Source organism: Rossellomorea arthrocnemi, assembly GCF_904424705.1.
Classification (GTDB): Bacteria; Bacillota; Bacilli; order Bacillales; family Bacillaceae_B; genus Rossellomorea; species Rossellomorea arthrocnemi.
Window position 1 is genome coordinate 375,275 of record NZ_CAJGBF010000003.1, and the last position, 23,144, is coordinate 398,418.

At 40.1% G+C, this 23,144-nt stretch carries 29 protein-coding genes; 27 read left to right on the forward strand and 2 right to left on the reverse strand.

Going from position 1 to position 23,144, the window contains the following annotated elements:
* The first annotated feature begins 47 nt into the window (after positions 1-47).
* Both BAA9072_RS07330 and BAA9072_RS07335 read left to right on the forward strand, forming a co-directional pair.
* Complete coding sequence (locus BAA9072_RS07330) at positions 48-668, forward strand: TetR/AcrR family transcriptional regulator (protein WP_201714013.1); 621 nt, start codon at positions 48-50, stop codon at positions 666-668.
* A 22-nt stretch (positions 669-690) separates the two neighbouring features.
* Positions 691-2,106, forward strand: a complete 1,416-nt coding sequence (locus BAA9072_RS07335; RefSeq protein ID WP_201714014.1) for an MDR family MFS transporter — start codon at positions 691-693, stop codon at positions 2,104-2,106.
* A 53-nt stretch (positions 2,107-2,159) separates the two neighbouring features.
* Here BAA9072_RS07335 and BAA9072_RS07340 read toward each other — a convergent pair whose 3' ends face one another.
* Positions 2,160-2,936 (reverse strand): putative hydro-lyase, encoded by a 777-nt coding sequence (locus tag BAA9072_RS07340; protein WP_201714015.1) that lies wholly within the window; start codon positions 2,934-2,936, stop codon positions 2,160-2,162.
* Between the two features lie 128 nt (positions 2,937-3,064).
* Between BAA9072_RS07340 and BAA9072_RS07345 the strand changes: the two genes are divergently transcribed.
* The 25 genes from BAA9072_RS07345 to BAA9072_RS07465 all read left to right on the forward strand — a co-directional run bounded on the left by BAA9072_RS07345 (position 3,065) and on the right by BAA9072_RS07465 (position 22,337).
* On the forward strand, positions 3,065-4,366 hold the full coding sequence (locus BAA9072_RS07345; protein ID WP_201714016.1) for a D-serine ammonia-lyase: 1,302 nt from the start codon (positions 3,065-3,067) through the stop codon (positions 4,364-4,366).
* A gap of 94 nt (positions 4,367-4,460) precedes the next feature.
* Positions 4,461-5,372, forward strand: coding sequence for a cupin domain-containing protein (locus BAA9072_RS07350; RefSeq protein ID WP_230980787.1), 912 nt, complete (start codon positions 4,461-4,463; stop codon positions 5,370-5,372).
* Between the two features lie 177 nt (positions 5,373-5,549).
* Complete coding sequence (lepB, locus tag BAA9072_RS07355) at positions 5,550-6,107, forward strand: signal peptidase I (RefSeq protein WP_408015213.1); 558 nt, start codon at positions 5,550-5,552, stop codon at positions 6,105-6,107.
* Between the two features lie 65 nt (positions 6,108-6,172).
* Positions 6,173-6,799, forward strand: coding sequence for an HAD family hydrolase (locus BAA9072_RS07360; RefSeq protein WP_201714018.1), 627 nt, complete (start codon positions 6,173-6,175; stop codon positions 6,797-6,799).
* A 160-nt stretch (positions 6,800-6,959) separates the two neighbouring features.
* On the forward strand, positions 6,960-7,472 hold the full coding sequence (locus tag BAA9072_RS07365; protein WP_201714019.1) for a YehS family protein: 513 nt from the start codon (positions 6,960-6,962) through the stop codon (positions 7,470-7,472).
* Positions 7,473-7,475: 3 nt separating this feature from the next.
* Entirely contained in the window at positions 7,476-8,183 is a 708-nt protein-coding gene (locus BAA9072_RS07370) for a M48 family metallopeptidase (RefSeq protein ID WP_201714020.1), read from the forward strand.
* 35 nt (positions 8,184-8,218) lie between these two features.
* Complete coding sequence (locus BAA9072_RS07375; protein ID WP_201714021.1) at positions 8,219-8,422, forward strand: hypothetical protein; 204 nt, start codon at positions 8,219-8,221, stop codon at positions 8,420-8,422.
* 72 nt (positions 8,423-8,494) lie between these two features.
* Positions 8,495-8,887, forward strand: a complete 393-nt coding sequence (locus BAA9072_RS07380) for a nuclear transport factor 2 family protein (RefSeq protein WP_408015218.1) — start codon at positions 8,495-8,497, stop codon at positions 8,885-8,887.
* Positions 8,888-9,184: 297 nt separating this feature from the next.
* Positions 9,185-11,485, forward strand: a complete 2,301-nt coding sequence (helD, locus tag BAA9072_RS07385) for an RNA polymerase recycling motor HelD (protein ID WP_201714022.1) — start codon at positions 9,185-9,187, stop codon at positions 11,483-11,485.
* A 171-nt stretch (positions 11,486-11,656) separates the two neighbouring features.
* On the forward strand, positions 11,657-12,235 hold the full coding sequence (locus BAA9072_RS07390) for a kinase (RefSeq protein ID WP_201714065.1): 579 nt from the start codon (positions 11,657-11,659) through the stop codon (positions 12,233-12,235).
* A gap of 608 nt (positions 12,236-12,843) precedes the next feature.
* Positions 12,844-13,128 (forward strand): P-loop NTPase family protein, encoded by a 285-nt coding sequence (locus BAA9072_RS07395; RefSeq protein ID WP_201714023.1) that lies wholly within the window; start codon positions 12,844-12,846, stop codon positions 13,126-13,128.
* Positions 13,129-13,154: 26 nt separating this feature from the next.
* On the forward strand, positions 13,155-13,559 hold the full coding sequence (locus BAA9072_RS07400; protein WP_201714024.1) for a nucleoside 2-deoxyribosyltransferase: 405 nt from the start codon (positions 13,155-13,157) through the stop codon (positions 13,557-13,559).
* A 45-nt stretch (positions 13,560-13,604) separates the two neighbouring features.
* On the forward strand, positions 13,605-14,729 hold the full coding sequence (locus BAA9072_RS07405) for a metallophosphoesterase (RefSeq protein WP_201714025.1): 1,125 nt from the start codon (positions 13,605-13,607) through the stop codon (positions 14,727-14,729).
* Positions 14,730-14,991: 262 nt separating this feature from the next.
* Positions 14,992-15,831: an alpha/beta fold hydrolase gene (locus BAA9072_RS07410; protein ID WP_269139926.1), complete on the forward strand. Its 840-nt coding sequence runs from the start codon at positions 14,992-14,994 to the stop codon at positions 15,829-15,831.
* Positions 15,828-16,406, forward strand: a complete 579-nt coding sequence (locus BAA9072_RS07415; RefSeq protein ID WP_201714026.1) for a GNAT family N-acetyltransferase — start codon at positions 15,828-15,830, stop codon at positions 16,404-16,406. Before BAA9072_RS07410 ends, BAA9072_RS07415 begins: the two co-directional genes overlap by 4 nt.
* 8 nt (positions 16,407-16,414) lie before the next feature.
* Positions 16,415-17,431 (forward strand): serine hydrolase domain-containing protein, encoded by a 1,017-nt coding sequence (locus BAA9072_RS07420; protein WP_201714027.1) that lies wholly within the window; start codon positions 16,415-16,417, stop codon positions 17,429-17,431.
* A 53-nt stretch (positions 17,432-17,484) separates the two neighbouring features.
* The gene (locus tag BAA9072_RS07425) at positions 17,485-17,940 is read left to right on the forward strand and encodes a GNAT family N-acetyltransferase (RefSeq protein ID WP_201714028.1); all 456 of its coding nucleotides are present in this window, start codon (positions 17,485-17,487) and stop codon (positions 17,938-17,940) included.
* A gap of 250 nt (positions 17,941-18,190) precedes the next feature.
* Positions 18,191-18,640, forward strand: a complete 450-nt coding sequence (locus BAA9072_RS07430) for an NUDIX hydrolase (RefSeq protein WP_201714029.1) — start codon at positions 18,191-18,193, stop codon at positions 18,638-18,640.
* Positions 18,637-19,197 (forward strand): ATP-binding protein, encoded by a 561-nt coding sequence (locus BAA9072_RS07435; protein ID WP_201714030.1) that lies wholly within the window; start codon positions 18,637-18,639, stop codon positions 19,195-19,197. The genes BAA9072_RS07430 and BAA9072_RS07435 overlap by 4 nt, the downstream gene beginning before the upstream one ends.
* Positions 19,198-19,257: 60 nt before the next feature.
* Positions 19,258-19,437, forward strand: coding sequence for a hypothetical protein (locus BAA9072_RS07440; RefSeq protein WP_201714031.1), 180 nt, complete (start codon positions 19,258-19,260; stop codon positions 19,435-19,437).
* Positions 19,438-20,303: 866 nt separating this feature from the next.
* Positions 20,304-20,504 carry a hypothetical protein gene (locus BAA9072_RS07445; RefSeq protein WP_201714032.1) on the forward strand — a complete coding sequence of 67 codons (201 nt, stop codon included), beginning with the start codon at positions 20,304-20,306 and terminating at the stop codon, positions 20,502-20,504.
* Positions 20,505-20,523: 19 nt separating this feature from the next.
* Positions 20,524-20,757, forward strand: coding sequence for a hypothetical protein (locus tag BAA9072_RS07450; protein WP_201714033.1), 234 nt, complete (start codon positions 20,524-20,526; stop codon positions 20,755-20,757).
* 267 nt (positions 20,758-21,024) lie between these two features.
* Positions 21,025-21,447, forward strand: a complete 423-nt coding sequence (locus BAA9072_RS07455; protein WP_201714034.1) for an ASCH domain-containing protein — start codon at positions 21,025-21,027, stop codon at positions 21,445-21,447.
* Positions 21,422-21,841, forward strand: a complete 420-nt coding sequence (locus BAA9072_RS07460) for a GNAT family N-acetyltransferase (RefSeq protein ID WP_201714035.1) — start codon at positions 21,422-21,424, stop codon at positions 21,839-21,841. The genes BAA9072_RS07455 and BAA9072_RS07460 overlap by 26 nt, the downstream gene beginning before the upstream one ends.
* 58 nt (positions 21,842-21,899) lie before the next feature.
* Positions 21,900-22,337, forward strand: a complete 438-nt coding sequence (locus tag BAA9072_RS07465; RefSeq protein ID WP_269139923.1) for an alpha/beta fold hydrolase — start codon at positions 21,900-21,902, stop codon at positions 22,335-22,337.
* A 580-nt stretch (positions 22,338-22,917) separates the two neighbouring features.
* On the opposite strand, the gene BAA9072_RS24665 is transcribed toward BAA9072_RS07465, so the two are convergent.
* Positions 22,918-23,097, reverse strand: coding sequence for a hypothetical protein (locus BAA9072_RS24665; protein ID WP_408015219.1), 180 nt, complete (start codon positions 23,095-23,097; stop codon positions 22,918-22,920).
* Between the last annotated feature and the right edge of the window lie 47 nt (positions 23,098-23,144).

Here is a 23,144-nt window from a genome sequence, read left to right on the forward strand (position 1 = left end):
CCATGTGACGCGGTGTCACTTTTTTTGTGAGGGAGGAATGGAAACAAGTGCCGAAGCCTACATTCTTTAATTTAAAGGAAGAAAAAAGAAACGTATTGGTGGAAGCAGCCAAAAAAGAGTTCTCCAGGGTATCTTTGTATGATGCATCTATCACAAATATCCTGAAGACTGCTGGAATTCCCAGGGGCAGCTTTTATCAATACTTTGAAAATAAAGAGGATGCCTTTTTCTACCTTGTTGGTGAACATGCCCGCAAGCGGTTTGAAACGTTCATTACTTTGTTGAAAACCCATGAGGGTGATTTATTCGAAGCCACAAGAGTCATGTTCCAAACTATGCTGGAATTTTCATATGAAAATGGGCAAAATAACTTTATTCGGAATGTTTTGTTGAATATGAACTACAAAATAGAGAAAACTTTCACTCAGAATTTAACTAAGGAGACGATCGATCAGCGGTATGGGGAAATTTTACGGTTGGTGAATAGAAAACAATTCAATATTGAAAATAAAATGGATTTGTATCATGTACTGCAAATCCTGTCTGCCGTTACATTTCATAATCTTGTTCAGAGCATCGCCGAAGAATTGACGCTTGAAGAAGCAATGAAAAAATACATGAAAGAAGTCAATATGATTAAAAGAGGATTGTGTAAATCCTGGTCATAATCCGATAGAAAGAAGGGAGAACATGAAAAACAGAAATGCAGATACTCAATCTGATACCTTTAATAAAACACCACTACTCATTGTTTTGATTTCAGGTGCTTTCGCAGCCATCTTAAACCAAACATTATTAGGGACAGCTCTCCCTCATATCATGACCGATCTGGACCTTGATGCGAGTACCGCCCAATGGTTGACGTCCATCTTTATGCTTGTGAACGGTGTCATGATACCGATTACGGCATTCTTGATCGAACGATTCACGACAAGGGCATTGTTTCTTAGCGCCATGGGCTTGTTTGCAGGAGGGACTCTCATATGTGCTATCGCACCCGGCTTCGGTTTCTTAATGGTTGGGAGAATCATTCAGGCTTCTGGAGCAGGAATCATCATGCCTCTTATGCAAACCATTCTATTTCTCATTTATCCCGTGGAAAAGAGGGGGGCTGCCATGGGAATGTTCGGACTTGTCATTTCTTTCGCACCGGCAATCGGACCGACTCTTTCCGGTTGGCTGGTTGAACAATTCCCGTGGAGAAGCTTATTCTATGTGATTTTACCTATCGTCATTATCGATTTTATTGTCGCTTATTTCATATTAAAAAACGTAACCAAACAAACGTATCCGAAACTCGATATTCTCTCCATTATTCTTTCTTCCCTAGGATTTGGAGGATTATTATATGGGTTCAGTATTGCAGGAAGTCAAGGATGGGGAAGTTTTCAAGTTGTGATATCCATGATCATCGGAAGCGTGTCATTGTTCTTGTTCATCAACAGACAATTCAAGCTGAAGCAGCCGATTCTCGAATTCCGCGTTTTTCGAAACAAGATTTTCACGTTAACGACCATACTGGGAATGGTTGTGTTTATTGCTATGATCGGAGCGGCTACGGTTCTTCCTCTTCTGATGCAGAACATGTTGGGATTTTCAGCCTTTGAGTCAGGGCTTATGCTCCTGCCCGGGGCGCTCCTGATGGGATTAATGAACCCAATTACAGGAAGGATTTTTGATAAGTTCGGAGCCCGCTGGCTGGCTATCATCGGACTTTCTATTCTTACGGTCACGACGTTTATGTTCACTAATTTATCGTCTGATACGACGTTTATGTATCTCGCAATTGTCAATGCCATCAGGATGTTCGGAGTGGCTATGGTGATGATGCCTGTAACAACTGCTGGTCTGAATCAGCTGGATAGAAGCCTGATACCGCATGGTACTGCCATGAACAACACGATGAGACAAGTCTCTGGTGCCGTTGGAACAGCACTTCTTGTAACGGTGATGACAACCAGTGCGGATCCTGCCAGAGGGTTGGAAGGAATGATTCACGGAGTCAATGTCTCATTTATTGTTGCCGGTTTAACGGCAATAGCAGGACTCGTCCTCTCTTTTTTCATAAGAAGCGGACGACCGGAAAAGATTAGAAGTAATGCGTAATATAAAGAAATTAATGAGGGACGGACCTATGCTGCAAAGGTCCGTCCCTCATTTTATTTTTCTTCTTGTAAATAGTCTGCATTTTTCCAATCTGTTACAAACATACAACCCGGTGAATGGGTTAACATGAATGGTATTTTTGCATGGAGTGCAACGGCTTGAGGTGTCACGCCGCACGCCCAAAACATTGGAGTTTCTCCGTCTCTGATGCCTACATAGTCACCGTAATCGGGTTTGGTCACATCGGTGATCCCTATTTCCGCCGGATCGCCGATATGGACTGGAGATCCGTGCATCTTAGGGAATAACGAGGTAATGTCCGCTGCTTTTTGTACCAGGTGATCGGGAACCGGTCTCATGGAAACGACCATTGGACCTCCAAAAACACCCGCTTTTTCTGTCGGAATGTTGGTTATATACATGGCTACATTTTTATTTTCGGCTATATGACGCAATGGAATGTTCCCCTTAATAAGCTGACTCTCAAATGTGAAACTGCATCCGATGAGAAAGGTAACAAAGTCATCCCTCCAAAGCTCGTCAATCTGCTGTTTCTTTTCAATTAAGTGACCATGCTCATATACATGGTACAAAGGAATATCAGTACGAATATCGGAGCCTTTGCCATATTTGGATTGAAATTGTCCTGGTTCCAACACTTCGACGATAGGGCAGGATTTCGGATTCCTTGTGGTGAATAGTAAAAAGTCAAAGGCATACTCTTTAGGAAGGACTACCAGGTTGGCTTGTACATAATCCTGACAGACCCCGGATGTGTGTATCAGGTGGTTCCCGTTCCTGATTGTGGTTCTTAGTTCTGAAGGTAACATGAAATGAGGCTCTCCTTTTGATATATTTTAAATAGTCTGAAGAATCGTATCTATTTTATCATATAATTCAATTGGAAATTTGTCGTACGTTTAAGTAATCATTCATTTCACTTTAGGAGGCGTCAAACATGTCAAAGAATACTTATCTGCTTGATCCGAAATTACTTTCGGATTTACAAGAAGCAAAGGAAACGTTCTGGGCGAATCCTTTCATGAAATCCGGCCGTTTATCAGGAGAGGGTTTAAAGGATATCGTCGAAGCGGAGGAGCGCCTCGTCCGATTTGCTCCTCTTCTAAAAAAGTTATTTCCGGAAACGGAAAATGGAATCATCGAGTCACCCATTAAGCATCTGGAAAACATGCAAACGGTACTTCAGGATTATTATGAGTCGACTGTACAAGGTCGGTTAATCATGAAATGTGACAATGAGCTTCCAATTGCAGGGTCGATCAAAGCGAGGGGAGGCATTTACGAAGTTTTGAAAATCGCAGAATCGATCGCCTTGGAACAAAATTGGATCCAAAAAACAGACGACTATTCGGTATTGTCGACTAGCCGGTCCAAGAAATTCTTTGCCCGGTATTCCATCGCTGTCGGTTCCACGGGAAACCTGGGGTTGAGTATTGGTATAATGGGGGCATCCCTTGGTTTCCATGTAACCGTTCATATGTCCCGTGATGCAAAGCAATGGAAGAAGGAGCTCCTGAGGGGGAAAGGGGTGCAAGTGGTAGAACATGAACAAGATTTCTCCCACGCAGTCTCTGAAGGCAGAGAGATCTGTAAGGAGGATCCAACCTGTTTCTTTATCGATGATGAGAATTCAAAGGACCTATTCATGGGCTATTCGGTTGCTGCCCTGAGGCTCAAGAAACAATTTGAAAAAGAAGGGATAACGGTAAATCAGCATCATCCGTTGATTGTTTACTTACCATGCGGTGTAGGTGGTGGACCAGGTGGGGTGACCTATGGATTAAAGCATGTATTTGGAGAACATGTGTACTGTTACTTTGCTGAACCTGTAAACTCCCCTTGCATGCTCTTAGGGCTTGCAACCGGCAAAAATGAAGCTGTATCTGTTAAGGATATTGGATTAAGCAATCGTACAGAAGCGGATGGACTGGCAGTTGGCAGACCTTCTGCCCTTGCAGGGAAGATGATTAAAGAGATGCTAAGCGGGGTATATACAGTCAGCGATCAGAATCTATTCAAAATGCTTGCCATATTACATAGATCAGAGTCCATCCCTCTCGAGCCCTCTGCATTGGCCGGCATGATGGGTCCTGTCATGCCCCGAATACAGGAGCACCTTACATCCCTTGAAATCAAATTAACCAATGCCACTCATTTAGTATGGGCCACAGGAGGAAACCTTGTACCCGTCTCCATCATGAATGAGTATGTGGAAAAAGGAAAAAGTTATTTGGGGTGATGCACTTGAACGTTCAGCGTTTCACTTCTTTGATTAGGCATCAGCACACCTTCTGAATTCACGCATATGATATCGTGGTAAAAATCAGAAGGGAATGATCAGTGTGTACAATATGTCGAAGTGGTATTCATATCAAGCCCCAAACTATCCATCAGCCATAACAGAGCCTGAGGCAAACTCAGGGCAATTGGTTAACACCCTGCTTAATGGAATCATAAAAAAAGCATCGACCGTGGATTTCTATCAACGTCTGGCTGATATGGCACGGAATCAAGAAGATCGACAACAACTTATGCGCATGATGGAAGATGAAAAGAGGCATTGGTGGGAGTTAACGAATGTGTATACCTCACTAACGGACACACATCCTGTTTATCAAGTTGAAAGTATTCCTTTTCTATCTTATCGGGATGGACTCAACAGAGGGTATGAATTAGAACTTGCAGATTATGAGCAGTTCCGGCTCTGCAGCATGCAGGCACAGCATTCAATCGTGTACGAGATACTCGTGAACACATGCAGGGATGAATGGGAGCATGCGAGAACTTTAAGTGAGTTAGGAGCTGTTGAAGCCACTCGGATGATCTCAAAAGATTATGGTCCTACACCTTATGTGGTAAATATCGATGAAGCCACCGTAATGAACGATACGTTCCGAACGGCCATATGGACTGGAGAACACTTACAGGTAACATTGATGAGCATCAATCCTGGAGAAGATATCGGGCTTGAGATTCATCCGAATCTTGATCAATTCCTGCGCCTTGAAGAAGGGGAAGGGGTTGTACGGATGGGTGATCGTCAGGATAACTTAACTTTTGAAAAAGAAGTGAAGCAGGATTTTGCGATTATGATCCCGGCAGGAACATGGCATAATCTTATCAATACCGGTAATGGCCCTATCAAACTGTACTCGATTTATGCTCCTACACAGCATCCAAAGGGTACGGTTCATATAACCAAGGCTGATGCGATTGCTGCTGAGGAAGGTCACAGGGACTGTTAATACATTTTATATCCTAAAAGAATGCGGAATAGGTCCGATTCAGCATTCTTTTTTAGTTTTAAGCCACTCAAAGGATACAAGGAAGCTCCTAAAATAATGATGAAGAGACAAAAAACCAGGAAATTTATGTTAAAATATAGGTGGGTTATCATAAGGGTGAAGGTTTTCCGAGAGAGGATGAATCATAAGATGAGTAACGGAAGAAAGGTTTTGGGTTGGATACAACCATTGATTATAGGAATCTTGTTAGCATTTATTATACGCTCTTTTATCGTAGTTCCCATTGTGGTTGAAGGGGCTTCGATGAATACAACTCTACTGGATCAGGACAGGATGATTGTAAATAAGATGGATGAACCAGAGCGATTTGATATTATCGTATTCCATGCAACCGAGACGGAAGATTATATTAAACGTGTAATCGGCTTGCCGGGGGACAAAATTGAATATAAAAACGATACGTTATACATAAATGGTAAAGTTTATGAGGAGCCATACCTTGAAAAGCAAAAGCAAGTAGCAAAATGGCCGCTAACTCCTGACTTTACATTAATGGATACCCCTGTAAGACAACTGACGGTTCCGGAGGGGGAATTATTCGTCATGGGAGACAACAGGCAATACAGTAAGGACAGTCGCCGAATCGGCTCTATTCCAATAGAGGATGTAGTAGGAACAACAAATATTGTCTATTGGCCAGTTAGTGAGATGAAGATCATTAAGCCATTAAAATAATATTTCTTGAATAAAGTACAGCTTGCTCATATGGAGAAATAAAAAGGGCTAAGGAGGAATCACAAATGGACAGCATTATTTTCGATCTAGATGGTACACTATGGGATCCAATCGAGTCAGTACTTGAAGCATGGAATAAGGCGATTACAAAGAATAGCAAGGGTGCGGAAGGTCTTACGAGAACAAATTTGGAAGGTACCATGGGGCTGCAAATGAAGGAAATAGGAGAAAAGTTGTTCCCGGGATTGAGGGAAGAAGATCGGGAGCAATTATTGAAAGAGCTTTCCCGCCATGAGATCCCCCACTTACGTAACCATGGTGGCAGTTTATATGAGCATGTTGATGCCGTTGTGGAGGAATTGTCGAAGAAGTATAAATTATTCATCGTCAGTAACTGTCAAGATGGATACATTGAGGCTTTCTATGATTATCATGGTCTGGATAAGTATTTTACCGATTTTGAAAATCCAGGAAGGACAGGTCTTTCAAAAGGAGAAAACATCCGTCTCATCATCGAACGGAATAACCTAAGAAAACCAGTATATGTGGGAGATACTGAAGTTGATCAAAAAGCAGCAAAAGAAGCGGGAATCCCATTTGTTTATGCATCCTACGGTTTTGGAAAAACGGATTCATATGAATATTTGATCGAGTCATTTGATGAGTTGTTGAACATATTTCAAACCAAGTAAAGGTCCGTCCTCATCGAGGGACGGACCTTTGTTTTAAGTAGAATAAACGAATATATATAAAGAAAAATAAATCAAATATGCTTCATCCAACCTTCTTTTTCTGTTCTTTAAATGATAAGCTAAAGGTTTAGTAGTGTGAATAATCTCAGGAGGCTTAAAGATGAATATTAATAATAATGATATCTTAATTCGATTGCGTTATGCTCTTGATATTAAAAATACAGAGATGGTGGAGATCTTCAAGCTTGGCGGTATTGAATTATCAAAAGAAGAAGTGTTGAAGGTTCTTACGAAGTCATTGAATCATGATGATGTCGAAGAAGGAATTGAAGAAGATGAACATCACATCCCTTGTGATGATGAGATGTTCGAGTCCTTTTTAAATGGCTTTATAACGTTCAAGAGAGGAAGGCGGGAACCAAGTCATGGACAGTCAGAAAGGCCTGTCTTAACTTATGAACATGTAAATAATCTTCTTCTTAAGAAAGTGAAAATAGCACTATCCTTAACAAGTGAGGATATGATTGAAATACTGGATTTAGCTGACGTTCATATTACAAAAGGTGAATTAGGTGCAATTTTAAGAAGAGAAGGCCATAAGAATTATCGTGTGTGCGGGGATCGATACGCACGCAATTTCTTAAAAGGATTAGCAATTAAATACAGAGGTTAAGATATGAAACATACACACTCAGGTGAAACAATCCATTTTGATCTGAAAATAAAAAATCGTAAATCCATTGGAATTTATCTGGACAGCTATGGAAACATCGAAGTCCATGCTCCTAAAGGTACACTTAAAGAAACGGTCACCCGGTTGCTGGAGGATAATTGGGATACGATCCATTCGAAATCTGAAGCAGTAAAGGAGAGGTTAAATGGACCTCAGATGAAGACCTTTCAGAATGGCGAACCATTCCTATTTCTCGGTAGAAGCTTCCCAATCGAGCTTCACCACAATTATGAAATCACGCATGACCATGTGACTTTTAACAGAGATAGACTGAATATCCATGTGAAAGAGCTGGAAGATGAAAGAATTAAACAAGCGTTAATACGTTTTTACTACAAAAAGTGTAAGTCAATCGTTGAGAAGAGCATCTCTATTCATCAGTCACATTTTAAAACCAAGCCCCGGTCGGTTCGCATTTCGGATAGCCAGACGACCTGGGGAACCTGTGATGGAAGTAGACAGCTGACCTTTAATTGGAAATTGGCTATGGCTCCCCAGGATGTGATCGATTATGTTGTGGTCCATGAAATGTGTCATATGAGCCACCTCAACCACGATCGTTCCTTCTGGCGGCTAGTGGGGAAGATCGTGCCGGATTATAAAAAGAAAGAGCAATGGCTGGCAAGGACAAGTTGGAAAATGACGGTATAGTGAACATTGACATGAGTGGGTTTGGAGGTAAATTTATGACTATCGCTAGTTTTCTTATTATCGCCTGGATCCTAAGTTGGTTTAAATTTGAACAACTATTTATTCAAGCATTTAAAGAGCTTTTCAACAAAGAAGTAACGAAGGCAACCTATTATTTCATCTTTTTTTGTATTGGGACGATAGGGGACATTACATTATTTTTTAATGGGACCTTTTATAATGTACTTTCGGGAAAATGATAGCTTGCCTGGAAAATGACTGATAGCTGATCCGGATTTCATTTATAATAAGAGTAAGATAGTGAAAGGATGATGAGATTGCCAAAAACATTAGGAATGTCCAAGAAAGAAACAGCTGTAGCATTTCTGGAACAGGTAGCCTCGGGAGATGTCAGGAAAGCATTTAATGATTACACAGAAAATGGGTTTTACCACCATAATCCCTTTTTTCGTGGGGATGCAGAATCGCTCATGCTCGCTATGGAAGAAAATGCGGTAAAGAATCCCGGTAAGATCTTTGAGGTGAAACGAGCAATGGAAGATGGAGAGGAAGTGGCGGTTCATTCCCATGTAAGACAAAGCACGGATGATCTGGGAGCGGTTGTCGTTCACATTTTCAGATTCAAAAATGATAGAATCGTTGAATTATGGGACATAGGTCAACCGATTCCGGAAGATACGTTGAATGAGAATGGTGTTTTTTAAGTCAATTATCGGGAGTGGAGCATCGCTTCAGTTATAACCTATTGCATATGGCACAAGCTAAGGTACCTGAAATACAAGGGGCCAAATGTTTAAATTGTCAAAATAAAAAACCTGCACCTCTATGATGGATAAAGAGGGGCAGGTTTTAATTTGTTATTGATTATGTCTGGTGAATATGATAAATTAATACAGAAACACTTTTTAAAATTAAATATACACACAATACCTCAATAATAATTATACAACATAACCTCTTCGTTAGTCAACCCTGAATTTTATAGTTGAAGGAGTGCTTAAATGAAACCTGAAATTAGTAATGAGCAAAAACGAGTGAACCTTGTTATTAAAAACATAATGGATCAAATCGACGCCTTGGAAACAGAAACAGGAAGACGCCAGAAGGAAGTGCTGGAGACCCGGAAACATTTCTGGGATGAAGTAAAGGTTAACACAGATACCTTTGATGATTTTCTGGAAACCGTTATTGCCTTAAGGCAGCAAGCTCAATCGTTGACCGTTTCCGAGAGTACTCACAGACAGGCCATAAAAAAATTATCGGCCTTGCACAGAATGAAAAGGAAACCATATTTCGGTCGTATTGATTTTACTGAAGAAGGAGCTCCGACTGAAAAGGTTTATATCGGTATTTCAACTCTGACTGATCAAAGCGGGGATGATTTTCTTATATATGATTGGCGTGCTCCAATTTCCAGTGTTTATTATGATTATCCACCCGGGCCGGCAGAATACACTACCCCGGGTGGCGTAATCCATGGAGTTGTGGAAAATAAATGGCAATATCTCATCCGGGGTGGTGTGATTGAGTCTATGTTCGATACGAGTCTTACGATTGGAGACGAAGTTTTACAGGAAGTACTCGGTAAACGGACTGACAACTATATGCACAGCATCGTCGCCACGATTCAAAAGAAGCAGAATCAGATTATCAGGCATGACAGTGGCAGGCTGCTCATTGTTCAAGGGGCAGCTGGAAGTGGAAAAACATCAGCTGCTTTGCAGCGGATCGCTTACCTGCTTTATAAGTATAGGGATACGTTGAAAGCTGACCAAATCGTGCTGTTCTCGCCTAATTCCATGTTCAACAGTTATGTTTCTCAAGTTCTCCCTGAATTAGGGGAAGAAAACATGGAGCAGGTCACGTTCCAGGAATATTTGGACCACCGGTTAACCAAGGAGTTTCAGGTGGAAGGTCCCTATGAACAACTGGAGTACATTTTGAGAAATGAGGATAATCGCCATATGTATGAGACGCGTACGGCCAGTATCCAATTCAAGGCATCGACTGATTTCTTTGAAGCGATTAAATCATATAGAAAATCCCTCGAGCGTTCCGGAATGAAATTCAAAGGAATCAAGTTCAGGGGAAAGGCGATCGTCACGGCAGAAGAGATCGCCGAACGATTTTATACAAGTGATGGTTCGCTTCGCTTCCATAACAGGCTTGAAAAGCTGACCGAATGGCTGAACAGTCAAATCGATCAAGCCGAGAAACGTGAACGGATGGAATCGTGGGTGGAAGAAGCAATCGAGTTGATGAGCAATGAGGAATATCATAAAGCACGGAAACATTTCAGAAAGAAAAACATTTCCGATGACTATGAAGTGGAGTATGAAGCACTGAGAAGATTAATGGTGCGGAAGAGATTCAAGAGGCTGCGTAAACGGATCAATTCCCTGCAATACGTGGATGTAAAAAGGATTTATCAGCAGCTCTTTGCAGACCCATTGGAAATAAGCTCATTAATGAAAGAGGAAATACCTGAAAGGTGGGAGGACATTTGCCTGTCTACTGTAAACATGCTGGATGAGGGGAAACTGAATTACGAGGATGCAACTCCTTTTTTACTATTAAAAGAGTTGATTCTCGGTTTCCAGACCAATACATCTATTAAGCATATACTCATCGACGAAGCTCAGGATTATTCACCGTTTCAATTTGAATTCATTAAGAGGCTGTTTCCTTCAGCAAAGATGACCGTCCTTGGAGATTTCAATCAGGCCATCTTTGCTCATGCTCATAATCATGTTGACTTCAGTAAACTGACTGAGTTATATGGTCCCGATGAAACGGAACTGATTAACCTGACTCAGAGCTACCGGTCCACTAAGCCAATTATCGAATTCACCCGACGGATTGTGCCTGCTGGTGACCAAATCTCCGCTTTTGAACGGGAAGGGGAAAAACCTGCACTTAAGATGGTGACTGACAGCAATGAACTTCATTCCCATATCTCCGAAAAAATAGAGAAATGGCGGGTTAAGGGCTATCATTCTATCGCAGTAATTTGCAAAACAGCTGCAGAAAGTGAACAGGTATATGATTCCTTAAATAACGTTGAAAAAATAAAACTTATGAAAAGCGTATCTCTGGAATATGAACAGGGAGTTGTGGTTATACCCGCGTATTTAGCCAAAGGAATCGAATTCGATGCTGTCATACTATATGACGCCTCGGCAAAGACATATGAAGACGAAAGTCTCCGAAGACTATTCTACACAGCCTGCACAAGAGCCATGCACGAACTCCAACTATACAGCATAGGCAAACCAAGCCCCTTCATAAAAAACATAGAATAACCATTCTCGAGGGACGGACCTCTACTATTTAGAAAGAATCCCAATATGAAGGGATTCCCCTTTAAAATAGCAGGTCCGTCCCTCGCTATTCAAAAATATGGAAAAGTGGTAGTGTGTAAGTGGAGTGTTTGTCTTGTCTTATAATAAGGAGTGAAGAAATTGGAGCATCAAATGAATATATTGAGGAGAATTGCTTCTAATCATGAAAACCGGAGATATATCCTAGGAGTTGACGGTTTAAGCCGCTCAGGAAAAACCACTTGTGTCAAACAATTAAGCCACATCCTGAATAATGAAGGTCACCAATATCATATTTTTCATCTCGATGATCTTATTGTTGAACGGAAACGCAGATATGACACAGGATTTGAAGAATGGCATGAGTACTTTCATTTGCAATGGGATGTAGAATGGATGGCGGAACATTTCTTCCGTAAACTGAAGGATAGCGAACAGCTAACTCTCCCTTATTACCTCGACAGCAGTGATACTCATGAAAACAGGGTCATTCAGTTACCTCAGGAAGGGTTGATCATCATAGAGGGGGTATTCCTTCAACGAAAAGAATGGAAGCATTTCTTTGATAAAATCGTCTATCTAGATTGTCCACGGAACATTAGATTTAACCGTGAATCAGTAGAAACAAAACAGAACATTTCAAAATTCGAGAATAGATACTGGAAAGCAGAGGAACATTATATCAATCATTATTATCCAGTTGAAAATGCTGATATTGTTTTTACTTCTTAAAGTATGAAACTCAATAACCTCAAAAAGAATCCCGGTATCAATACTATCCACAGGATTAGTCATCGATAAAAACATAATATATCAGAACTTAAAGGAACTGAGTAGATAAAAAAGAGTGGCTGCGAAATGAGAAGCAACACTTTCTACATCGATCGGCGCCTTGAATGGTTGCAGGGATAAAAAGGTGCCCTACCTGAGGTTGGCACCTTTTTATATAGGAAATGATTGTGTTTCAAGAAAAAATTTGGAATAATTGGAATATAGATGGTGTTAGTATCCATGCATAAATTTTAAATGTTATAGGATAGGGGCATGAGAATGGGATTATCATATTGCCTTTTGTCATTTGGATGCTTGGAGTGTATCTGAATACTGTTGGTCTTTGGGAAGTGAGGCTAGGTATCGAGAGAAAAAAATACTCAATCTATATGTTCACCGGACTGGTCATAATTGCTTTACTGGCTATAGGTTAGCTGATGAATAATATAGATATAACAATCAAACTATTAATCTTATTCCCACCCATAATGGCTAAAATGCATACAACACAGAATCATATTACTATAAAATGAAAAATTGATAAGTGAGCAAAGCGGAAAGGAGTCATAATGAAAACCAATAAAAAAATAAATGAAATCATGAATCCCACAGGAAATACTCCCGACACATTTGAAGATATCCTGAATCTTTCAACCAAGTGTAAATTTTCGAACTGCACCCACAATTCCGAGGCGAACTGCGCTGTGAAAGAAGCCATCATGGAAGGTGCGCTTCCAGAAGAAAGGCTAACCACCTATCTTAGGGAGAATAACGAAGCGGTCTATGTAGCCAAACAAAAAAACAAGACGAAAGCAATCGACTATATGAAGCAGCGTAAATTGTATCGTAAGTAGTGCTTAGAGAAAAAAGGGGATGAACCATGAAATTTTATATTGCGTCAAGCTTCAAGAATAAGGATCTCGTTCGTTACGTAAGTGAGAGGTTAAAACAGAGTAGCTTTACCCATACATATGATTGGACCAAAAATGAACGTGCATCGACAGTTGAAGAACTGCAGCACATCGGACAAAACGAAAAGGATGCCATCATCGATTCAAATATGGTTATCATCATATTACCGGGTGGCAAAGGGAGTCATGTCGAACTGGGGATTGCTCTGGCGCTTAGGAAGCGGGTCATTCTGTATTCTCCCAATGATGAAGTACATGACTTTGCTAACACAACTACTTTTTACCACTTGCCTGAAGTGGAAAAGTACTCTGGCAGTATCGACAGTTTACTAGAATATGTTTTAAAGACCCCGCCAACCAGCCCCACTGATTAATGAATATTTGACTTTATAACCATATCGTTAGGAAGGAGACCCCCATTGAAGAAAGTTAAAAAATTCAGTTTACCGAGTCAAGGAAGGATTATTGTGATCTCGGATATCCACGGCGAATTGGATCTTTTTATCAGTCTGCTGAAAAAAGTGAATTTCCGTTCGGAGGATTATTTAATCATTAATGGTGATCTTTGTGAAAAAGGAAGTAACAGTAAAGGTGTGGTCCGGTATGTCATGGATTTAACAGAGAGTAATTCTAATGTCCATGTAACGGAAGGGAATTGCGACACCATCGTCGAGGATCTTCTTCAAGAGAATCAAAAGTTGATGAACTATATAGGCACAAGAAAACACTCTATTCTAAACGAGTGGCTTGATGAAGTTGGATTTGAGATCAAAAAAAGTACGACTGTTCGGGACGTAAAAGATATTTTGACGCTTCATTTTTCCGATGAAATCAATTGGCTGCTGGAATTGCCTACAGCGATCGAAACCGATGAGTATATTTTTGTTCATGCTGGTATAGATGATAAGGAAAATTGGATTGATACAGAACGGATATCTGCGATCACGATGCCTTCATTTCTTGAGAAACACCAACGTTCAGGGAAGTATGTCATTGTCGGGCACTGGCCGGTCGTCAACTATTCTACGAACATTCCTTCCAATAATCCGATTGTGGATAATGATAAAAAGATGATTGCCATTGATGGAGGAAACGTCATCAAATCGACAGGTCAGTTGAATGCTTTTATCATACATAGAGAAACAAGTGGAGACACTTTTTCCCATACCTATACAGATCATCATATTTCCTGTGAAGTAATGAAAGAATTTATCTCAGAACCAATGAAAGGAGCCATTTCTTACCCAAACTATGAATTGATACCCCTTCAACCATTTGAGCACTTCACAAAGTGTAAATTGGTTGAAACCAATGAACAATTATACGTTAAAAATGAGTACATACACCACAGCGAAAAAGGAACTTTCTCGGCAAAATCGGATCTTTCTTGTGCGCAGATAAGCGTGAAGAAGGGAGAAATCATCTCTGTTGTAGACAATAGTTGTACAGGATATGACTTAATCAAGAAAAACGGGGAAGAGGGCTGGGTACTGAAAGATGTCCTTCAGCCAATGAAAAAACGAGGATTGTTACCGCTTGGTTAAAGAATATGACAGATGAGTAGCCATAGTAATCTAACCATTATTTCATCAGGTTTCATGTATTGGAGGATGAAATTAATCATAGTGGCTAATTCCGGCTGATTAGAAGAATTCTCTCCGGTTGGAATCATGCTTTATGGGCTTATGAATGTATGTATGTCCAATTTTGATAATGGAATGGTGATTCAATATCAACAGTGTAATAGTCATTAAAAACCAAAAACTTGAAATACTCCAGAAGGGTCAATCCGGCCCATTCATCGTCATTCTTACGGGAATGGGCTGCTCCTTTGATGAATGGTATGAAGTCACTGAGGAGTTAAGAAAAACAACCCAAATACTGATGATTCATAGACCTGGTCTTGGTGAAAGCGATCTTGGGGATGAAATCAGGAATACGTATGCCACAGTCCAGGATCTGTACTGCCTGCTAAAACTCCTGGGAATGAACAAGCCGTTATACTTAGTGGGACATTCCTATGGTGGATTATGCGCACAACACTTTGCCAGAGTGCACCCCGAATGGGTAGGTGGAATGGTCCTCGTGGATTCTACGTCGGTAAACTTGAAAAGACTGGATGAGCTGGAGCTGCCCACTTTGAATAAAGAGTCTGATGAAAAATGGGTAGAAAAGTGCTTGAATTATGCTTTAAAAGAGAAGGCGGAGTTAACAATGATCATCAAACCTTCACTATTAGATAAACACAAACAATTTCCTGTTTCCGTACAGCAAAGATTATTGGACTTCCAAACGAATCCCTCCCTTTATAAAGCAATGGCCTCCGAGATTCAGAACTGGAAGAAGGATGCGGAAAACATCAAGGGTCTGGGTGGATTTCCAGATGTTCCATTGGTGGTGATCGGTCGGGATAAAGAATACACCATCCTATTGGACATGGATACTGGGATTCCAGAGTGGGAGTTAAGAAGATTTGAAGAGAAGTGGGAAGAGTTAATCAGAGAACAGGTAAAACTATCAAAAAAAGGTGAATTACGGTTTGCGAAGAGGTCTGGGCATGCCGTTTTTCTTGACCGCCCGGATGTTTTGATTGATTCAATTCTTAAAATGGTAGATGATCCTTCTTTCAGGAGTGATGCCCGATGAATAGTATTGAAATTGGCAGACCAAGAACAGACGACTATAAGGAACTGACCGAATTTTTCAGTACAGTCATAAAAGATACCTTTGCCAAAGAGGGATTGTCTTCTCTTCATGATGATCTAAAGAATGAAATAGTAACCAAGAGCACTTATTTACATTCTGACTATGATAGCAACGGCGCAGACAGATATTTTTTGATAGCAAAAAAGGGTGAAAAGATTGTGGGGACAATAGAATACGGTCATTCCAGTGATCTGATCTATCGCACGACAGATGGTGCCTTAAAGGACGTTTATGAGATCGGAACAGTATTCGTCCATCCACGGTACCAAAGTCGTGGAATCGGTTCGCTCCTTTTGAACATCATGGTCCTTACTTTGATGAATCGGGGTATTGAAGAGTTTTGCATAGATAGTGGATATGCTAACGCTCAAAGGGTATGGACAAGAAAATTCGGAAGTCCCGATTATTGGTTGAAGGATTATTGGGGGAAAGGTTACGATCAAATGATTTGGAGGAGGAATGTAAGAGATGTTCCCATAAAATTCAGGAGCAACCTGAATGGAGATATATCATAGGGGGTACTATGAAACCGCAAACTATCAATATCCAAAAGCAAATGGAAGATGATCAAATTGCAGGAGTCAGCATGGTAATCATCAAGGGCTCTACCATAAGTAAAGTCGACTGCTTTGGTTCCCTTGAGTTAAGAACGAATAGACGGGTGAAACGGGATTCAATTTTTAATGCAAGTTCGATCAGTAAGTTTTTCACCTCTATATTAGTGATGACCCTATCGGAACAGGGCATTCTCGATATAGATGAGAATATTAACAAGTATCTGTCATCTTGGAAGATCCCGATGAATCCATTTAGTAGTTTCATCACTTTGAGACATTTACTCAGCCACCACTCAGGGATTGTAGATCCAGAAGGCGGCTTTCCTGAAATCATGCCCATGTTCGATGCTCCTTCAATGGTCGAGATACTGGAGGGGAAAACAGCCTATTGTGAAACCCCTATTGAAGTAAAGTATGAGCCCGGAAGTGAATTTCTTTATTCGGATGCTGGTTTTTGTATCATTCAGCTTGTGGTTGAGGGAGCATTGGGAAATTCCTTTGAAGAGGTAATGAAAGAATATTTATTTTTGCCACTTCAATTAAATAATAGTACTTTTCGTCTGCCACAATCCAAAGATCAGTTCTCTTGTGGTCACACTAAAAATGGAGAATTGGTAAATGGTAAATACACCATTTATCCCTATCCTGCTGCTTCCGGGTTATGGACCACCCCAACAGATGTGGCTCTCTTGGTAGTGGAGTTAATGAAGGCCCTTAAAGGAAAAAGTAATCATCTCTCATCCATCAATGCCAAAGAGATGATAAAACCCCAAGGTGGAAAAGAATGGAGTGGGCTTGGTGTTTTTCTTGATAGTCATGAAAAGGGGATTGAAATTAGTTCACTCGGTTGGGGAGTCGGCTTTCAGTGTATGATGGTGGCATTTCCTCTTGAAGAGGCTGGTCTGGTGATTATGACGAATACAGACACGGGTGTTCATCAGCTGAAAGGGCTTATTGGTGAAGTATACAGAGCGTATTATTGAGGGTTCCAAGAAGACAATATCTGATTTTTCGTATTGATAGGGGGAAAGTGGAGATGTATCAGTATTTCAACGGCTTAATCATTAGAGAAGGAACTAATGGAGTACCCGCTCATTATGTTGAAGCCTTATTTGAAGATGCCGGCTGGGTTAAAAATACACCGACATGGCAGAAAGAAAAGTTTTCGTTGATATTCACCAACTCCACCTGGGCATTCACTGTTTGGGATCATGACAAGATGATTGGCATGGTGAGGGTTATTTCAGATAAAATCATGGCTGCTACTATCATGGATCTCGTGGTTTTATCCGAATATCAAGGCAAGGGGATCGGAAAGAAACTTGTTGAACTTTGTGTAAGTCAATTACCCCATGGAGATTGGTTCGCCCATACCTCTGCAAACAATTTCAAATTCTATGAATCGTGTGGATTCGAAGTGAAAGATTTAACTGAAAATGGCACATGTGCCTATTATGGTTACATTCAGGCACGTAGGGATGGTCATCGATGAACACCATGAAAAAGGATCTATCTGTTTACTAACAGAGGGTCCCCTTCGCATTCGGTCCTCACTTTCCAGTCGCTACACTTTTGGTAACTGCTATTACCATTGGTCCATTTGAAAAAGAGAAGAATCCATGGACTTTTATAGTGGGAATAGTTATGTCGTTCCCAGGTTTATAGTAGCTGGAGTGGTTCATGACTTGAAACTAAAGTATGGAAAATTATAGATGTAAAAATCCTATTTAGGGGAGAATCTTATGTTCATTGTAAATGTTGAAGGAGCCATTCACAGAAATGGCAAATGGTTATTGATTAGACGAAGTCATAAAGAAGAACATGCTGGCGGAATGCTTTCCCTTGTGGGAGGGAAGTGCGAACTAGAAGGAAACTCAATAGATATCCTGGAGAGAACGCTTCAACGGGAGGTATTTGAAGAGGTGGGCTTGGAAGTCAAAGAGCTAACTTATGTAAATAGTTCTTCCTTTGTGACTGATTCAGGAGTGAATGTCATTGATGTCGTGTTTTTTTGTCACCAGGCATCAGGGGAAGCGTATGCTAAAAGTTCGGATGAAGTCGATGAAGTTCTTTGGTTGTCTACCTCTGAAATCCTGTCACACCAAGGAATACCTGAATATTTAAAGGTAAATATTACACTCGCTCATCAAACAATAGACAACTCCATGAATTTGAAAGGAGGCTGCAAATGACCAGATTACTCATCATGACAGTGGGTAAGACCCACAGCGGAAAAACAACCTTCGCTAACATGCTGGAGAAGGAACTGAAAAATTCAGTTGTGATCGATCAGGATAACCATGCGGAATTCATCAACACCTGTTACAAGAGCTTAGTTCCACAGCAAGGACCGAATACACTAAAATATGCAATCAGTCAAACAATTGTTGACTATTCACTTGAAGAGAGTTCTTTCCACCTCATAGTATGTAATTCTAACCTGAGTAAGAGCGGCAGGATGCAAAGGATAAAGCAATATAAGGAAAAGGGGTTAAACAGTATCCTTGTCCATTTTGATATCCCCGATTGCATCCTTCAATCCCGTGTAAAGCATAGTGATCGTAGTACAGCAATCTTCCGAATCGCCACCACCTTTGAGGAAGTATTGGAACGTCAACAGAGGGAAGCTTTTAAAGAAGACGATTCGATTCCAGATGAGGGGGAAGCAGACCATTTGTTTGGTATACGGGATTCAGAAGAAATACAATGTGTTATTAAAGAAATTGTAGGCATATCCCAGAGTAAATAATGTAGTCGAACGGACATTTATGTTATTCATTTATTGCAGGAACGAGGGGATGAAAAGAGTATGTACTTAATTGAAAAAAGTACACAAGACCTGGTTGAAGCCAAGGATATAAAAGATGTCTTCTTAATTGAAGCCGGTGTGGAAAAAAAGGTTGGAGAGACAACAGAGGAAATAAAATATTACAAGTGGATGGTAAGTCGGCCATTTACAGAGAGCAACTGCTACACTCAGGAGTTTTAGGTAACAGAAAAGGAATACTAGTAGTCGAAAAGGATACTTTTAAACCGATTTCCTTTACAGACTATTCAGAAGAAACCCTGAATGTAAGAGCGGAATATAGGAGTGGAGAGGTAGAAGTCATTACCAATACCGGGGCGAAGAACATAAAGCTTGAAAGCGATTTTTGCCTTGATGTATTTTCAATTGAAATGATTTTAAGAATAATACCATTAAAAATCGGGTATTCCATCCAGTGTCAAGCTTTTAATGCAATCCTTGAATCGAAAGTTGATATATATTGAAGTGTTAGAAAAAGAAGCAGTACAGAATGGCTCAGGCAACTACTCTGTTGCGTGGAAGGTGAAGGTGAGGTTTGGAGATACTGTTCAATTATATTGGATTGACACAGATCAGAAGGAGTTACTAAAGCAGTCCTCACAAATAGGAGAAGGTAAACAACTGGAATTCAGAAGATCATAAGATGATAATCAAAACGACAGTGTAAAAAAGGCTCAGTGCACTCTGAACCTTTTCTGACAATGTCATTTAAATGTAGGTTCTAGAAATTTCTATTTTTTTTCGCTTTTTTTCTAAAGTAACTGATCGTTATTCCAATAATGACCGCTATTATTAATAGAGGAATAAATATATACAACACACCACCGGATGCTCCAATCATAGAATGTTCCTCCTTTCGGTTCAGTCATAAGCATATTCCCCGCAATTTATTTCCTGAAACGTATGAATGTGTTTTGTGAATGAGAAAAAATTAAGGGAAACGGGCTTTATTTTGACAAACTGAGTAAGATTAAAATAGCGATCAAAAAAGCCGGTATGTACAATCAATAGTGATCGATTTAAATTTTGAAATCCAAGGAGGATGGGGAATGAGGGAGAATCTTACTTTCGCATGGATCGCTTCATGGTTTGCCCTTTTGGGTCAACTATTGTTTTTTATCTGTGTGGCCTTATACACCAGTCAATGGATGTATGTAATGTGGAGTTTCATGGTGAGTATGTCGGTGGGTATACCAAGTTTGATCCGTACCTGGCAGGCTCATAAAAAGAGGCACCAGGAACAAACATGAAAGGAAGGGTAAACACGATATGAGCAATATCGATAAACGAAACCGCCTGGATGAATCACCTTTTCGATACCGAGTCAATAAAGATGAAAACGTATTTATTGAATATGAGGGCAAGCAGGTGAAAATCTTAAGAGGGAGGGAAGCGGAAAAATTTTTAAAAAAGATAAAGAGCGCTAGTGATGAAAAAAGTATCCAGTTGATCATGGCGAAGGTGACGGGGAATTTCAAGAGGGGAAATGAACGTAAGAATTGAAATTAATTTATCTGGCATCAATGAATAGTAGGATTTCCTAAGTGAATGGAAATAAGTCTAGATAAGAATGAATAGAAGTACAAGGAGCCAATCCAAGGATTGAGCTTCTTTTATAAAAAATAAGAAATATTGGATAATTATGTTAAAATAAAGTCATTACGTTCTTGCGTATTATGCTGAATCTAATAGTGTTAAGTAGGTTGGTAGAGAATTATTTTTAACAGAAAGACTCTAAAAATATATCAATTTGGACATGGGGATGAACCAATGAAAGGATTATTAATCAAATTCCCTTGGGTTAATTTCATACTCGAGGGGAGAAAGACGTGGGAGATCCGTGGTTCCAACACTCACATCAGGGGAAGAGTAGGAATAATTCAAAGCGGTACGGGTACAGTTGTGGGAACCGTTAATATAGTTGACTGTATTGAATTGACAATGGAGGATTACCAGCAGAACTCAGTGCGGCATTACGTAACTAGTGAGAGAAGCCTTCAACTCCCTTATAAAAAGACGTACGCGTGGGTACTTGAAGATCCCATTATTCTTGAAACACCACTTCCATACAAACATCCAAGAGGGGCTGTCATTTGGGTCGATTTGGAAAAAGCCACTATGGGGGAACATGCGGAAATAATAGAGACAGAAAGTGAGGGATTTTCAGGTGAAAATCAGACTAAAAAACCATAATGTTATTGAGGTCAGAACCTATAGAAAAGAAGATTTTATCCATATACATAAGCTAAACGCCGAAGAAGAATGGAATAACTTAGTGGAGAAAAAGGAAAGAACCAAAAATGCCTGGTATAACTCCGATCTCGCCTATGTAGCGGAGCATCATGGAGAAATCATTGCCTATATCAGAGGACTGACAGATCAGTCGATCACCCTTTTTGTTTGTGAATTATTAGTCAAGAGGAGGTTCCGGGGCATGGGCATAGGAGATGCTTTGCTTCAATATGTACATGGTCTATATCCGGAAACCAGAATCGAGATGCTGACAAACACTTCTTCTCATACGTATTATGAACAAAAAGGATACCGACCATTTTATGGTTTCAGAAAGACTTTTCAGGAAAATTAATGAGAAACGAATCCTTTGTACTATTAAAAAAGGAGGTAGGTTAATATAGAAAAAATATATGTTACACGGTTTTATGGGTACGACACAATCACCTTTCTCTAATCAAATTTCATATTTGGAAGGTCGCTACGAGCTTATAAAAATGGATTTACCTGGACATGGGGATTCTACAATCGAACCCTCGGAAAACTATATTGAGGATACACTTGAATATCTCTACACTCGAATGAAGGAAGAAGGAGAAAGTTATATTTTGGGTTTGTCACTGGGAGCTTCCCTTGCCATACATATTACCTTACGAAAACCAGAACTTGTGAAAGGAATAGTTCTAACTGGATATTCGCCTTTTATTCCGGAAGAGTTGAAAGATATTATGGAGAAACAGAATGAATATTTTCTGAATATCGAAAAAACGATGCAGAAATCGCTCATCATTTTCATCAACTACACGGAGAAAAATGGAAGGAAACCATTAGAAAAGTACTCCATACGATGACCTTCGATTATCCTGCTGTTACCATGAAGGATTTACAAAGTCTCAAGACCTCTGTTTTCATCCTTAATGGAAGTCATGATGTGCATGAAGTCGAATCCGTTGCGTATATCAAAAAAACAAATCCAGATATTGAGATAGGTTTGATCCCTAATGCGGGGCATACAGCAAATATTGATGAACCGGAACTCTTCAATTCTACACTACAGAAGTTTTTGGATAGAATAAGGTAGTTATGTAACTCCCCATCAAAGTAGAAAAAGGATTATTGGGTTTCTTGAAGATGTTCGGAAAATAAATGGATGTGAAATCATAAAAGTGTAAACACAACTATCTAGCGTGTTGTTGTAGAAGTAAAAATAAATGTCCGTGTTCTGTAAACGTTTCGCAACTATTTGTGAGACGTTTTTTTATGCTTGTAGTTATTGGGGGATTTGGAATAATTATAATATATGGGTAAGGCTTTATCTAGAATTTCATTTGATTTCAACTTACAGCATACGATACATAAAAGGGGTGTTCCAGATGATGTGGTTTGTTGTTTTAATTGCAGGAACCTTATTGTTTGCCTTGGCCATTGATATCAGACGTAAGAGGAGAGGAAACGATCGGCATACCCCGGGGATAGATCCTGGTGCCAAACAAGGAGAAGACCGTAATTACACAATGGGTGGCGGCCGGGACGGTACACACACTCAGCTGGGATGGGAGTACGATTTCCCGCTCCATCCTCATAGAAATACTGACTCTGACTGAATCCCATATTTTGTGTAGAAGTTTGATAGATTCCATACCGTTCAATATCAGTTC